This window comes from Enterobacter bugandensis (genome assembly GCF_900324475.1).
GTDB classification, from domain to species: Bacteria; Pseudomonadota; Gammaproteobacteria; order Enterobacterales; family Enterobacteriaceae; genus Enterobacter; species Enterobacter bugandensis.
The window spans coordinates 4,539,611-4,553,433 of record NZ_LT992502.1; the positions used below are offsets into that span (position 1 = coordinate 4,539,611).

The following is a 13,823-nucleotide window of genomic DNA, read 5'->3' on the forward strand; positions in this document are numbered from 1 at the left end:
CGCTCAAGCGCGGATTTGTTGTGATGTGGTTGTGCTCTGGCAGATGGCAACATGGGCAACGTCTACCAGCTTTGATAACTGACTAAACAGTAAGTCGACCGGCCGCGGGCTGGCAACGGTTAATTCGATACTGATGTTCTGGGCGTCGGTGGCCGTTTCCATATTCATAGAGCAAATCTGAAAGCCACGGTGGCGAACCACGCGCAATACGCGTTCTAACGTTTCCGGGTTGAAGCGAGCCTGCACGGCGACCTGATGTTGCATCATGATAATTTCTCCAGCATTTGTGAGTTACTGGCACCTGGCGGTACCAACGGCCAGACGTTCTCAAGCTCGTCGATTGAGACATGAAGCAGGTATGGCCCTTCGCTTGACAGCATGGTGTCGAGTGCCGCTTCAACCTGGTCTTTACGGGTGATGTGCTGGCCAGGAATGCCGAAGGCGCTGGCCAGGGTGAGGAAATCGGGGTTATCGGTCAGGGTTGTTTCGCTGTAACGCTCCTGGAAGAACAGCTGCTGCCACTGGCGAACCATCCCTAAACGCTGGTTATCGAGCAACACGATCTTCAGCGGTAACTGCTTGCGCTTCACGGTGCCGAGCTCCTGAACGTTCATCATGAAGGAGCCGTCACCGGAGATACAGATCACGGTATCGTTCGGGCGGGCCACCTGTGCGCCTACGGCTGCCGGCAGGCCAAAGCCCATCGTGCCTAAGCCGCTGGAGGTGATGAAGTTCTCCGGGCGGGTGTAGGTCATATGCTGGGCTGACCACATCTGATGCTGGCCCACATCGGTCGTCACCACGCTGTCGGCGGGTTTACGGTCGGACAACTGCTTCAACAGCAGCGGTGCATAGATGGCATCGCCGGGGTGGTCGTAACGCCAGGCATGCTCAGCGCGCATGTCTGCGGTGTGCTGACGCCATGCGTTGATATCCAGCGGCTGCTCCAGCGCCGGTAACAGCGCGTTAAGATCGCCCTGCAACGCCACGTGCGCCTGACGCAGTTTGTTCATCTCCGCCGGGTCGATATCCATATGGATCACTTTGGCATTCGGCGCGAAGGTATTCAGCTTGCCGGTGACGCGGTCGTCAAAACGGGCGCCTGCGACGATAAGCAAGTCGCACTCCTGCACCGCCAGGTTTGCCGCTTTAGTGCCGTGCATTCCCAGCATGCCGAGGTAGTACGGGTAGTCCGCGTCTACCGCACCCAGACCTTTCAGGGTGCAGGTGGCGGGCATTTGCGTGGTTGCAAGGAACGCGCGAAGCGCCGGAACAGCCTGCGCCATACCCACCCCGCCGCCGACGTACAGCATCGGCTGCTTCGCCTCCGCCATCATCTGACGCGCCTCTTCAACCTCTGCATGCGGAAACGCATCGTCGCTTTTCACGGTGGAGAAATGCGGCTCCAGATCGCCAGGTGCAACCTGGATATCTTTCGGGATATCTACCAGAACCGGGCCAGGACGGCCTGAACTGGCAATCTCGAACGCTTCGGCCATCACGCGCGGCAGCTCTTCGAGGGACTGAACGAGGAAGCTGTGCTTGGTGCAAGCCAGCGATAAGCCGAGGACGTCTACTTCCTGGAAGGCATCGGTGCCGATGAACGGAGAGGCCACCTGACCGGTAATCGCCACGACAGGGACTGAATCGAGCAGCGCGTCAGCCAGGCCGGTGATCAGGTTCGTTGCGCCCGGACCTGAGGTCGCCATGCATACACCGGTTTTACCTGTCGCGCGGGCATAACCAATGGCTGCCATCGCTGCGCCCTGCTCGTGTCGGCACAAGAGGTGTTCCACGCCGCCGTCATACAGTGCATCGTAAATCGGCATAATTGCGCCACCCGGATAACCGAATACGGTTTCGACTCCCTGCGCGCGCAACGCATGTACTACCCATTGTGCCCCATTCATAGTTAGTTCCCCGTCATGAATCTGGAGAAACAGAATTTTGTGCTAGTCGTCATTCTCTGCTCCTCATTTAAGTTTTTTAGTCATAAAAAAACCCCCGGACCTTTCGGTGCGGGGGTCTTAGTTCGTTAAGGCTTGATTTCTAAGCCTTTCCTCGTCCAAGTGCAGCCCCGCACGGTGGGATAATAATCACCACCACGCTAATCACGACCAGGCTAATCACTCGTAGAAGGGCTGTCATTTTCAGTTCTTTTTGCATCTTGTTCGAAGGAATACCTAAAGAGTTATCACAGTTTTTAAATCAAACACAAGATTTATTTATGAAGGATTTGGTTAGCAAGCGAACCAAATTTAGTGAACGCATTGTTTTATATGAGGAAATTTGGAAGTGAATATTTTTCATTTTTTTATTGCAGATCTAACCCTTAAAGCGCGCCTTTTTACATTTTGCGAGTGTGCTTCCACGGTGATGCAATGGTTTCAATGCTCCCTGAAAATCTCTGAACAGGCGGCGTAAATACGTAAAAAGACGCTAAACAGAGAAAACAGGCACTGGCATAGTCAGACCAGGAGGTAGTACAAATGTCACTGTCAGTTGTTTATACGCGAGCGGCTCTCGGGGTAAAGGCTCCGCTTATTTCCGTAGAGGTTCATTTGAGTAATGGGCTGCCTGGACTCACGCTTGTCGGGTTACCTGAAACCACGGTTAAAGAGGCCAGGGACCGCGTTCGTAGCGCAATAATAAACAGCGGTTATACCTTCCCCGCAAAGAAGATCACCATCAACCTTGCTCCCGCCGACCTGCCCAAAGAGGGTGGGCGATACGATTTACCTATCGCAATTGCGCTTCTCGCGGCTTCTGAGCAGCTTAATACGACCAGGCTAGGCTCGTATGAGTTCGTGGGTGAACTCGCGCTCACAGGCGCACTGAGAGGCGTTCCCGGTGCGATATCGGGAGCGCTGGAAGCCATACGTGCAGGGCGGCAAATCGTTGTGGCCAATGAAAACGCATCAGAAGTGAGTCTTATTGCAGAAAAGGGATGTCTCATCGCCGGGCATCTTCAGGAAGTGTGCGCCTGGCTGGAAGGCCGCCATGAACTGTCCGAGCCGGAAGAGTGCGACGAGGCTATAGCGGATGCGCCAGAAGACCTCAGCGAGATCATGGGACAGGAGCAAGGGAAACGGGCGCTGGAGATTACGGCAGCGGGTGGGCACAATCTCCTGCTAATTGGCCCGCCGGGTACGGGCAAAACCATGCTGGCGAGCAGGCTAAGCGGGTTGCTCCCGCCGCTTAATAACCATGAAGCGCTGGAAAGCGCCGCCATCTATAGCCTGATCGGTTCGACGTCGTTGCACAAACAGTGGCGTCGACGTCCCTTTCGTTCCCCGCATCATAGCGCGTCACTGACGGCAATGGTCGGCGGTGGGTCTATTCCGGGGCCGGGTGAGATCTCGCTGGCACACAATGGCATTCTGTTTCTCGATGAGTTGCCTGAGTTTGAGCGCCGCGTGCTGGATGCGCTGAGGGAGCCCATTGAATCCGGTGAGATACATATTTCACGCACGCGAGCCAAAATAAGCTATCCCGCCCGTTTTCAGCTCGTGGCGGCGATGAACCCCAGTCCGACGGGGCATTATCAGGGCAACCATAACCGCTGTACGCCAGAGCAGACGCTGCGCTATCTGGGAAAGCTGTCTGGCCCGTTTCTCGACCGTTTCGATTTATCACTGGAAATCCCCCTTCCGCCGCCGGGCCTACTCAGGCAGACGGATAGACTGGGTGAAAGCTCCGCGCATGTTCGCGAACGGGTTATCGCGGCACAGGCGAGACAGTATGCCCGTCAAAACAGGCTGAATGCACGACTGGATAATGCAGGGATCCGACAGTTTTGTTCTCTTAACGTTGAAGATGCGGCTTGGCTGGAGGAGACGTTGACGCGCTTTGGGCTTTCCATACGTGCGTGGCAGCGCTTGTTAAAAGTAGCCAGAACCATTGCGGACGTGGAGGGCTGTACTGATATTGCGAGGAAACACTTGCAGGAAGCGCTGAGCTATCGGGCGATTGATCGTTTGCTTTTGCATCTGCAAAAGTTACTGGCATAAAAAAAGGGGCCGTAGCCCCTTTTTTTATTAGTCGTCAGACTCGGTGTAGTCTTCTGCACCTTCCATCTGCGGTTTACCGCCAGACAGCGTATGGAAACGTTTTGGACGCTTAATGCGAGCCATGTACTTGATCCATACACGTTCTGCTTCAGACTGCGGCTCACGCTCACCACGGCACACTGAGACAAACTGTTTTTCATCTTCAGTTGCAGGCTCACGTTTACCCAGATCCAGCTCGTTAAAGGCATAACCATGACGCTCAAGCAGCTGCGCCTCTTTGATGGTGAAATCGCCGTGACGAGAGAACCCGCGCGGATAATGTTTATTGTCGAAAAAACGATTAGTCGTCGTAAAGCTTTCCGCCATCCTACACGCTCCTAATTCTTTGGCCGAGCTATTTATGGCGCGGAGTATTAGTTACGCTTGACAGAGTGTAAAACAAAACATTTAAATCATAACGACAAATTATTTTGCGGAGAAAGATGTGGATACGGAATTGCTAAAAACTTTCCTTGAAGTGAGCAGAACGCGTCACTTCGGGCGAGCCGCTGAAGCCCTTTACCTGACGCAGTCAGCAGTCAGTTTTCGTATTCGACAGCTGGAAAATCAACTGGGTGTGAATCTTTTTACCCGCCATCGCAACAATATCCGCCTCACGCCTGCCGGTGAAAAACTGCTTCCGTATGCGGAGACATTGATGAATACCTGGCAGGCAGCGCGCAAAGAGGTTGCGCATACGTCGAGGCACAACGAGTTCTCGATAGGGGCCAGCGCATCTCTGTGGGAATGCATGCTCAGTCAGTGGCTTACCCGGCTATATCACTCCCATGGGCATTTACAATTTGAAGCCAGAATTGCGCAACGTCAGTCGCTGGTTAAGCAACTTCATGAGCGTCAGTTGGATCTGCTGATCACTACAGAAGCCCCCAAGATGGACGAATTTAGCAGCCAGATTGTTGGACAGTTCAGTCTGGCTCTTTATGCTTCTGAACCTTCAAAGATGAAAGCAGACCTGACCTATTTGCGGCTGGAGTGGGGACCTGATTTTCAGCAACATGAGATGGGATTGATCTCACCTGATGATGTTCCACAGTTAACAACCAGTTCTGCCGAGATTGCCTGTCAGCAACTTCCCTTGCTGAAGGGTTGCACCTGGTTACCAGTCCGTTGGGCAGACACCAAGCCTGGACTGCATACCGTGGTGGATTCCACTACCCTTTCGCGGCCGCTGTATGCGATTTGGCTGCAAAATAGCGACAAGCAATCGCAAATAAAAGATCTATTAAAAATCAATGTAATGGATTGATGCTGAGGCCAGCAGGGACGCTGGCTGCATTTAAGAATGGTGAAATTTCACCGGGTTTCAGGCAAAAAAAAATCCTTTGCCGAAGCAAAGGATTCTATATGGCAGGGGCGGAGAGACTCGAACTCGCGACACCCGGTTTTGGAGACCGGTGCTCTACCAACTGAGCTACGCCCCTAAAGTTTTTTGCCATTAAGCCTGCCATTACTGGCAGGCTTAACGTCTTAATAAGTGGCGGAACGGACGGGACTCGAACCCGCGACCCCCTGCGTGACAGGCAGGTATTCTAACCGACTGAACTACCGCTCCACCGAAGACTGCTTGTAACCACCGGATTAATGCACCGGCTTACTACTTAATTTGATGCCTGGCAGTTCCCTACTCTCACATGGGGAGACCCCACACTACCATCGGCGCTACGGCGTTTCACTTCTGAGTTCGGCATGGGGTCAGGTGGGACCACCGCGCTAAAGCCGCCAGGCAAATTCTGTTAATCTGTATCAGGCTGAAAATCTGTCTCTCACCGCCAAAACATCTTCGGCGTTGTAAGGTTAAGCCTCACGGTTCATTAGTACCGGTTAGCTCAACGCATCGCTGCGCTTACACACCCGGCCTATCAACGTCGTCGTCTTCAACGTTCCTTCAGGAGACTTATAGTCTCAGGGAGAACTCATCTCGGGGCAAGTTTCGTGCTTAGATGCTTTCAGCACTTATCTCTTCCGCATTTAGCTACCGGGCAGTGCCATTGGCATGACAACCCGAACACCAGTGATGCGTCCACTCCGGTCCTCTCGTACTAGGAGCAGCCCCCCTCAATTCTCCAGCGCCCACGGCAGATAGGGACCGAACTGTCTCACGACGTTCTAAACCCAGCTCGCGTACCACTTTAAATGGCGAACAGCCATACCCTTGGGACCTACTTCAGCCCCAGGATGTGATGAGCCGACATCGAGGTGCCAAACACCGCCGTCGATATGAACTCTTGGGCGGTATCAGCCTGTTATCCCCGGAGTACCTTTTATCCGTTGAGCGATGGCCCTTCCATTCAGAACCACCGGATCACTATGACCTGCTTTCGCACCTGCTCGAGCCGTCACTCTCGCAGTCAAGCTAGCTTATGCCATTGCACTAACCTCCTGATGTCCGACCAGGATTAGCTAACCTTCGTGCTCCTCCGTTACTCTTTGGGGAGGAGACCGCCCCAGTCAAACTACCCACCAGACACTGTCCGCAACCCGGATCACGGGTCCACGTTAGAACACCAGCCATTAAAGGGTGGTATTTCAAGGACGGCTCCACGCAGACTGGCGTCCACGCTTCAAAGCCTCCCACCTATCCTACACATCAAGGACCAGTGTTCAGTGTCAAGCTATAGTAAAGGTTCACGGGGTCTTTCCGTCTTGCCGCGGGTACACTGCATCTTCACAGCGAGTTCAATTTCACTGAGTCTCGGGTGGAGACAGCCTGGCCATCATTACGCCATTCGTGCAGGTCGGAACTTACCCGACAAGGAATTTCGCTACCTTAGGACCGTTATAGTTACGGCCGCCGTTTACCGGGGCTTCGATCAAGAGCTTCGCGTTGCCGCTAACCCCATCAATTAACCTTCCGGCACCGGGCAGGCGTCACACCGTATACGTCCACTTTCGTGTTTGCACAGTGCTGTGTTTTTAATAAACAGTTGCAGCCAGCTGGTATCTTCGACTGATTTCAGCTCCGCCCGCAGGGACTTCACCTACATATCAGCGTGCCTTCTCCCGAAGTTACGGCACCATTTTGCCTAGTTCCTTCACCCGAGTTCTCTCAAGCGCCTTGGTATTCTCTACCTGACCACCTGTGTCGGTTTGGGGTACGATTTCGTGTTACCTGATGCTTAGAGGCTTTTCCTGGAAGCAGGGCATTTATCACTTCAGCACCGTAGTGCCTCGTCATCACGCCTCAGTGTTAAAGTGAACCGGATTTGCCTGGAACACACACCTACACGCTTAAACCGGGACAACCGTCGCCCGGCTGACATAGCCTTCTCCGTCCCCCCTTCGCAGTAACACCAAGTACAGGAATATTAACCTGTTTCCCATCGACTACGCCTTTCGGCCTCGCCTTAGGGGTCGACTCACCCTGCCCCGATTAACGTTGGACAGGAACCCTTGGTCTTCCGGCGAGCGGGCTTTTCACCCGCTTTATCGTTACTTATGTCAGCATTCGCACTTCTGATACCTCCAGCATGCCTCACAGCACACCTTCGACGGCTTACAGAACGCTCCCCTACCCAACAACGCATAAGCGTCGCTGCCGCAGCTTCGGTGCATGGTTTAGCCCCGTTACATCTTCCGCGCAGGCCGACTCGACCAGTGAGCTATTACGCTTTCTTTAAATGATGGCTGCTTCTAAGCCAACATCCTGGCTGTCTGTGCCTTCCCACATCGTTTCCCACTTAACCATGACTTTGGGACCTTAGCTGGCGGTCTGGGTTGTTTCCCTCTTCACGACGGACGTTAGCACCCGCCGTGTGTCTCCCGTGATAACATTCTTCGGTATTCGTAGTTTGCATCGGGTTGGTAAGCCGGGATGGCCCCCTAGCCGAAACAGTGCTCTACCCCCGAAGATGAGTTCACGAGGCGCTACCTAAATAGCTTTCGGGGAGAACCAGCTATCTCCCGGTTTGATTGGCCTTTCACCCCCAGCCACAGGTCATCCGCTAATTTTTCAACATTAGTCGGTTCGGTCCTCCAGTTAGTGTTACCCAACCTTCAACCTGCCCATGGCTAGATCACCGGGTTTCGGGTCTATACCCTGCAACTTAACGCCCAGTTAAGACTCGGTTTCCCTGCGGCTCCCCTATACGGTTAACCTTGCTACAGAATATAAGTCGCTGACCCATTATACAAAAGGTACGCAGTCACACCACGAAGGTGCTCCCACTGCTTGTACGTACACGGTTTCAGGTTCTTTTTCACTCCCCTCGCCGGGGTTCTTTTCGCCTTTCCCTCACGGTACTGGTTCACTATCGGTCAGTCAGGAGTATTTAGCCTTGGAGGATGGTCCCCCCATATTCAGACAGGATACCACGTGTCCCGCCCTACTCTTCGAGTTCACAACCTGTGCATTTTCGTGTACGGGACTGTCACCCTGTACCGTGCGACTTTCCAGACGCTTCCACTAACACACAAGCTGATTCAGACTCCGGGCTGCTCCCCGTTCGCTCGCCGCTACTGGGGGAATCTCGGTTGATTTCTTTTCCTCGGGGTACTTAGATGTTTCAGTTCCCCCGGTTCGCCTCGTTAACCTATGTATTCAGTTAACGATAGTGTGACGAATCACACTGGGTTTCCCCATTCGGACATCGACGGGTCAAAGGTTCATATCACCTCGCCGTCGCTTTTCGCAGATTAGCACGTCCTTCATCGCCTCTGACTGCCAGGGCATCCACCGTGTACGCTTAGTCGCTTAACCTCACAACCCGAAGATGTTTCACTTCTGATTGCGAAAATTTGAGAGACTCGAACACACCATTAAAGATGTGTCGTTTCAATTTTCAGCTTGATCCAGATTTTTAAAGAGCAAAACTTCGCAGTGCACCTTTTCAGGTTCACTCTGAAGTTTTCTTGTGTTCGCAGTAAAAGATGGTGGAGCTATGCGGGATCGAACCGCAGACCTCCTGCGTGCAAAGCAGGCGCTCTCCCAGCTGAGCTATAGCCCCATCGTTTTGCCAACCTCTTCAAATTTGCTTCGCAAATTTGGTAGGCCTGAGTGGACTTGAACCACCGACCTCACCCTTATCAGGGGTGCGCTCTAACCACCTGAGCTACAAGCCTGTAGAGGTTTTTTACTGCTGTTTTTCATCAGACAATCTGTGTGAGCACTGCAAAGGCAGGTTCTTTAAGGTAAGGAGGTGATCCAACCGCAGGTTCCCCTACGGTTACCTTGTTACGACTTCACCCCAGTCATGAATCACAAAGTGGTAAGCGCCCTCCCGAAGGTTAAGCTACCTACTTCTTTTGCAACCCACTCCCATGGTGTGACGGGCGGTGTGTACAAGGCCCGGGAACGTATTCACCGTGGCATTCTGATCCACGATTACTAGCGATTCCGACTTCATGGAGTCGAGTTGCAGACTCCAATCCGGACTACGACGCACTTTATGAGGTCCGCTTGCTCTCGCGAGGTCGCTTCTCTTTGTATGCGCCATTGTAGCACGTGTGTAGCCCTACTCGTAAGGGCCATGATGACTTGACGTCATCCCCACCTTCCTCCAGTTTATCACTGGCAGTCTCCTTTGAGTTCCCGGCCGAACCGCTGGCAACAAAGGATAAGGGTTGCGCTCGTTGCGGGACTTAACCCAACATTTCACAACACGAGCTGACGACAGCCATGCAGCACCTGTCTCAGAGTTCCCGAAGGCACCAATCCATCTCTGGAAAGTTCTCTGGATGTCAAGAGTAGGTAAGGTTCTTCGCGTTGCATCGAATTAAACCACATGCTCCACCGCTTGTGCGGGCCCCCGTCAATTCATTTGAGTTTTAACCTTGCGGCCGTACTCCCCAGGCGGTCGACTTAACGCGTTAGCTCCGGAAGCCACGCCTCAAGGGCACAACCTCCAAGTCGACATCGTTTACGGCGTGGACTACCAGGGTATCTAATCCTGTTTGCTCCCCACGCTTTCGCACCTGAGCGTCAGTCTTTGTCCAGGGGGCCGCCTTCGCCACCGGTATTCCTCCAGATCTCTACGCATTTCACCGCTACACCTGGAATTCTACCCCCCTCTACAAGACTCTAGCCTGCCAGTTTCGAATGCAGTTCCCAGGTTGAGCCCGGGGATTTCACATCCGACTTGACAGACCGCCTGCGTGCGCTTTACGCCCAGTAATTCCGATTAACGCTTGCACCCTCCGTATTACCGCGGCTGCTGGCACGGAGTTAGCCGGTGCTTCTTCTGCGGGTAACGTCAATTGCTGAGGTTATTAACCTCAACACCTTCCTCCCCGCTGAAAGTACTTTACAACCCGAAGGCCTTCTTCATACACGCGGCATGGCTGCATCAGGCTTGCGCCCATTGTGCAATATTCCCCACTGCTGCCTCCCGTAGGAGTCTGGACCGTGTCTCAGTTCCAGTGTGGCTGGTCATCCTCTCAGACCAGCTAGGGATCGTCGCCTAGGTGAGCCGTTACCCACCTACTAGCTAATCCCATCTGGGCACATCTGATGGCAAGAGGCCCGAAGGTCCCCCTCTTTGGTCTTGCGACGTTATGCGGTATTAGCTACCGTTTCCAGTAGTTATCCCCCTCCATCAGGCAGTTTCCCAGACATTACTCACCCGTCCGCCACTCGTCACCCGAGAGCAAGCTCTCTGTGCTACCGTTCGACTTGCATGTGTTAGGCCTGCCGCCAGCGTTCAATCTGAGCCATGATCAAACTCTTCAATTTAAGTTTGATGCTCGTGAATTAAACTTCGTAATGAATTACGTATGTTCACTCAGAGACTTGGTATTCATTTATTGTCCGAAGACATTAAGAATCCATGTCACTTTGAGTGCCCACACAGATTGTCTGATAAATTGTTAAAGAGCAGTTGCAACGCGGCTTTCAGCTCACCGTTGCGAGGTCCCGTATATTACGTTTTCCTCATTCAGAGTCAAGCGATTATTTTCACTTTTCTCTGTTGGCGTTCATCTCTGAACCCCGCTAACCCGGCGGCCTGTAAGCCGTTGTTCCGTGTCAGTGGAGGCGCATTATAGGGAGTTCTCAGACGTTGACAACCCCTCTTTTAAAAAAAACTTTCAACCGTCTCTTTTTTGCTCAAAACCGTGCTACAGCGCCAGTTTTTCGAGCGTTTCAAAGCCATAACGGCGTAAAACGGGTAAAAGTTGCTCAGTCTCTTTCGTGATAGCCATGCAAAATGCGATATTTGCATCGGTAGATTTCGCATCCGGCGCTTCATGCTCCAGCAGCCAGGCCGTACGACGGGCGATCGCCGCACCAGAATCCACCAGCCGCGTCCCCTCCGGAAGCACTTCTAATAGCTCTTCCTGCAAGAGAGGAAAGTGGGTGCAGCCCAGCACAACCGTATCCGGTGGTTCGGGCATCCGCAGCCACGGACGAAGAATACGACGCAGCTCTTCGAGCGATACCGTCTCGCCGTGCAGTTTCGCTTCCGCCATCTCCACCAGCTCTGCGGAGCCAAGCATTGCAATCTGGCATTCGTTAGCAAAACGGTCGATCAGCTCGCGGGTATAAGGACGCTTCACCGTGCCACGCGTGGCCAGCAAGCCCACGATACCGTTCGCCGTCAGGCGCGCGGCAGGCTTTATGGCAGGAACAACGCCCACAACCGGGAACTGGAATTTTTCACGCAGGGCGGGAAGAGAAACGGTGCTCGCCGTATTACAGGCAATGACCGCCAGCGCAAGGGGATAGCGCTTTTGTACCGCGGTGACGATTTCAACCACACGCTCAACGATAAAGTCCTCACTCTTTTCCCCATACGGAAAAGCGACGTTATCGAAGGCGTAGATGTAATGGAGATCCGGCAGGAGATGCCGAATCTCATCGTAGACCGAAAGCCCACCGACGCCGGAATCAAACACCAGCACGGTAGGGCGCGGATTAGAAGGTGTAGCTGCCAGACAAGGTGTATTCCCGTCCTGCAGTTTGGTAGCCATAAACTGTCTCGTAATCTTTATCGAACAGGTTGGCTATTTTACCACGAACTGTGAGGTGTGAGGTGGCCGGATATGAAACTGCGACATCCCACAGACTCACACCGCCCATTTTCACTTTTTCTGACGGATAAGAACCAAAATCAGTGTCGTAACGCGTGCCGAGATAGTGATACGTCAGGCTCCAGTCGAAATCATAGATCTGCGTATCGAGCTGATATTTCACCTGCTGCTTAGCACGACGGTCCAGAAGTTCGTTGGTCGCCGCATTGCGGGCATCCACATAGTCGTAGCCAACGGTATGCGTCAACGGACCTGTATCAAACGACGCCGTCGCTTCCACACCCTTAATGCGTGCTTTGCCGACGTTGTAATATTCCTGAAGGTTATTATTGAAGTCGATGAGATTATCAACGTCATTACGATAGCCGGACACGCGCCAGCTCACGCCTGCCGTCAGGCCTTCAAACGCCCCTTCCCACTGCTTGCTCTCTTCTGGATCAAGATGGTCATTGCCATAGAAGCCATAGAGTTGACCCAGATTCGGGGCCTTATAGGCCGTACCATAAGAAGCAATGAAGCGGTAACCGTCCACGAACTCCCACGCTGCACTGCTTTGCCAGGTGCCATGGCGACCAAACTGAGAGTTGTCATCGCTGCGAACCGCCCCTTCCAGAGTGAAATCGCCCAGCTGCTGCAGCCCGGTCAGGTAGACGCCGGTGTTACGCAGGTCGTAGCCGTTGGTCACGTAGTTTGTACCCGGCTCGGTGCTCTGCTTCTGCCAGTCAACGCCCGCACCAATGTTCCCGTGCCCCACATCAACGGAGTTGAGCCACTGAACGTTGTACTGTTTGATTTCATCCAGCGTGGCCGTCGAATCGTAACGGCCCAAATTAGGGTCGTAGTTATAGTCTTTGCTGTGGCTATAGCTGGTGAGCAGCTGTGAATGGAAGATGTCCTCGTTAAAGCGTAATCCTGCGTCCCAGGTCTGGCTATAGAGCTGTCGGGTATCGACCAGCACGTCAGGGGTAAATGAGCTGTAGTAACCGTCATAGGCCGTACGGTTGCTGTAGCCAAAGCCGCGAACAAATCCGCTCCACTGGTCTGAGAATGCGTGATCCACCGCACCGTAGAGCGTTTTATTCATAAAGCCGTCGCGATCGGTCTGGGCAAGGCCACCATTGTTGCCGTCCGCAACCACATCGAAACCTTTGGTATAGGTGTAATCCCCCGCCAGCGTGACGCGCGTGCTGTCGCCCAGCGTTTGCTGGGTACTGCCGCCATAATTCTGGTAACCGTGCGACCCTACGCCGGCATTCAGCGTCGTGCCGTCCTTCGCGCGGGTGGTAATAATGTTGACTACACCGCCAATCGCATCCGAGCCGTATACCGCCGAACGCGGTCCACGCACATATTCGATACGCTGCACCAGGGAGATCGGGAACTGGCTGAGATCGGACGACCCCGTGACGCCCGCCTGGTTAAGGCGAATGCCGTCAACGAGAATCAGGACGTGGCTGGAGTTGGTGCCACGGATAAAGAGAGAAGAGAGTTGCCCCATCCCGCCATTTTGCGCCGTGTCCACGCCGGGCAGGCGACGCATAACGTCCAGCACCGAGGTTGACTGCCAGCGGTCAATATCAGCACGCGTAACCACCGACGTTGCTGCCAGAATAGTTTTTTCAGGTTGTTCAAAACGATTTGCCGTCACCACCAACGAGTCAGCGCTATCCTGCGCCCAGCCCGAAAATGCCGTGACGGACAGCGCCGTCAACAGCGATACTTTTTTAATCATTGTTAAAGCATCCACAATATAAGAAGGATGCCGCAGGCCTCATCTATAGCACGCGATGA

General features: G+C 53.5%; 9 protein-coding genes, 4 tRNA genes and 3 rRNA genes. 2 read left to right on the forward strand and 14 right to left on the reverse strand.

Features of this window, described 5'->3' with window-relative positions:
• Positions 1-3: 3 nt before the first annotated feature.
• From ilvM to ilvL, 4 genes are all read right to left on the reverse strand, one after another.
• Positions 4-267, reverse strand: coding sequence for an acetolactate synthase 2 small subunit (ilvM, locus tag DG357_RS22020; RefSeq protein WP_003860184.1), 264 nt, complete (start codon positions 265-267; stop codon positions 4-6).
• Positions 264-1,910, reverse strand: coding sequence for an acetolactate synthase 2 catalytic subunit (gene ilvG, locus DG357_RS22025; protein WP_088204695.1), 1,647 nt, complete (start codon positions 1,908-1,910; stop codon positions 264-266). The genes ilvM and ilvG overlap by 4 nt, the downstream gene beginning before the upstream one ends.
• 2 nt (positions 1,911-1,912) lie before the next feature.
• Positions 1,913-1,963: a peptide IlvX gene (gene ilvX, locus DG357_RS23065; protein WP_166792073.1), complete on the reverse strand. Its 51-nt coding sequence runs from the start codon at positions 1,961-1,963 to the stop codon at positions 1,913-1,915.
• 86 nt (positions 1,964-2,049) lie between these two features.
• Positions 2,050-2,148 carry an ilv operon leader peptide gene (gene ilvL, locus DG357_RS22030; protein ID WP_001311244.1) on the reverse strand — a complete coding sequence of 33 codons (99 nt, stop codon included), beginning with the start codon at positions 2,146-2,148 and terminating at the stop codon, positions 2,050-2,052.
• A 341-nt stretch (positions 2,149-2,489) separates the two neighbouring features.
• Between ilvL and DG357_RS22035 the strand changes: the two genes are divergently transcribed.
• Positions 2,490-4,010 carry a YifB family Mg chelatase-like AAA ATPase gene (locus tag DG357_RS22035; RefSeq protein WP_059357708.1) on the forward strand — a complete coding sequence of 507 codons (1,521 nt, stop codon included), beginning with the start codon at positions 2,490-2,492 and terminating at the stop codon, positions 4,008-4,010.
• Positions 4,011-4,037: 27 nt separating this feature from the next.
• On the opposite strand, the gene DG357_RS22040 is transcribed toward DG357_RS22035, so the two are convergent.
• A complete protein-coding gene (locus tag DG357_RS22040) occupies positions 4,038-4,376 on the reverse strand; it encodes a DUF413 domain-containing protein (protein WP_008501577.1) in 339 nt (112 codons plus the stop codon).
• A 118-nt stretch (positions 4,377-4,494) separates the two neighbouring features.
• Here DG357_RS22040 and hdfR point away from each other — a divergent pair, with 118 nt between their 5' ends.
• Positions 4,495-5,316, forward strand: coding sequence for an HTH-type transcriptional regulator HdfR (hdfR, locus tag DG357_RS22045; protein ID WP_088204694.1), 822 nt, complete (start codon positions 4,495-4,497; stop codon positions 5,314-5,316).
• 99 nt (positions 5,317-5,415) lie between these two features.
• Here hdfR and DG357_RS22050 read toward each other — a convergent pair.
• From DG357_RS22050 to btuB, 9 genes are all read right to left on the reverse strand, one after another.
• A tRNA-Trp gene (locus tag DG357_RS22050) sits at positions 5,416-5,491 on the reverse strand.
• Positions 5,492-5,545: 54 nt separating this feature from the next.
• Positions 5,546-5,622: transfer RNA gene (locus DG357_RS22055), tRNA-Asp, on the reverse strand.
• A gap of 56 nt (positions 5,623-5,678) precedes the next feature.
• Positions 5,679-5,794, reverse strand: a 5S ribosomal RNA gene (gene rrf / locus DG357_RS22060).
• Between the two features lie 66 nt (positions 5,795-5,860).
• A 23S ribosomal RNA gene (locus tag DG357_RS22065) occupies positions 5,861-8,766 on the reverse strand.
• Positions 8,767-8,937: 171 nt separating this feature from the next.
• Positions 8,938-9,013 (reverse strand) — tRNA-Ala (locus DG357_RS22070).
• Positions 9,014-9,051: 38 nt separating this feature from the next.
• Positions 9,052-9,128, reverse strand: a tRNA-Ile gene (locus DG357_RS22075).
• A gap of 70 nt (positions 9,129-9,198) precedes the next feature.
• A 16S ribosomal RNA gene (locus tag DG357_RS22080) occupies positions 9,199-10,737 on the reverse strand.
• The 16S, 23S and 5S rRNA genes sit together here with 4 tRNA genes alongside, the layout of an rRNA operon.
• A 383-nt stretch (positions 10,738-11,120) precedes the next feature.
• Positions 11,121-11,972: a glutamate racemase gene (gene murI / locus DG357_RS22090; RefSeq protein WP_028014824.1), complete on the reverse strand. Its 852-nt coding sequence runs from the start codon at positions 11,970-11,972 to the stop codon at positions 11,121-11,123.
• Positions 11,917-13,764: a TonB-dependent vitamin B12 receptor BtuB gene (gene btuB, locus DG357_RS22095; RefSeq protein WP_088205141.1), complete on the reverse strand. Its 1,848-nt coding sequence runs from the start codon at positions 13,762-13,764 to the stop codon at positions 11,917-11,919. The genes murI and btuB overlap by 56 nt, the downstream gene beginning before the upstream one ends.
• Positions 13,765-13,823 lie beyond the last annotated feature (59 nt).

Bases quoted from the DNA above. Each gene is read 5' to 3' on its own strand.
- ilvM (WP_003860184.1), bottom strand. From the start codon at position 267: ATGATGCAACATCAGGTCGCCGTGCAGGCTCGCTTCAACCCGGAAACG.
- ilvG (WP_088204695.1), bottom strand. From the start codon at position 1,910: ATGAATGGGGCACAATGGGTAGTACATGCGTTGCGCGCGCAGGGAGTC.
- ilvL (WP_001311244.1), bottom strand. From the start codon at position 2,148: ATGACAGCCCTTCTACGAGTGATTAGCCTGGTCGTGATTAGCGTGGTG.
- DG357_RS22035 (WP_059357708.1), top strand. From the start codon at position 2,490: ATGTCACTGTCAGTTGTTTATACGCGAGCGGCTCTCGGGGTAAAGGCT.
- DG357_RS22040 (WP_008501577.1), bottom strand. From the start codon at position 4,376: ATGGCGGAAAGCTTTACGACGACTAATCGTTTTTTCGACAATAAACAT.
- murI (WP_028014824.1), bottom strand. From the start codon at position 11,972: ATGGCTACCAAACTGCAGGACGGGAATACACCTTGTCTGGCAGCTACA.
- btuB (WP_088205141.1), bottom strand. From the start codon at position 13,764: ATGATTAAAAAAGTATCGCTGTTGACGGCGCTGTCCGTCACGGCATTT.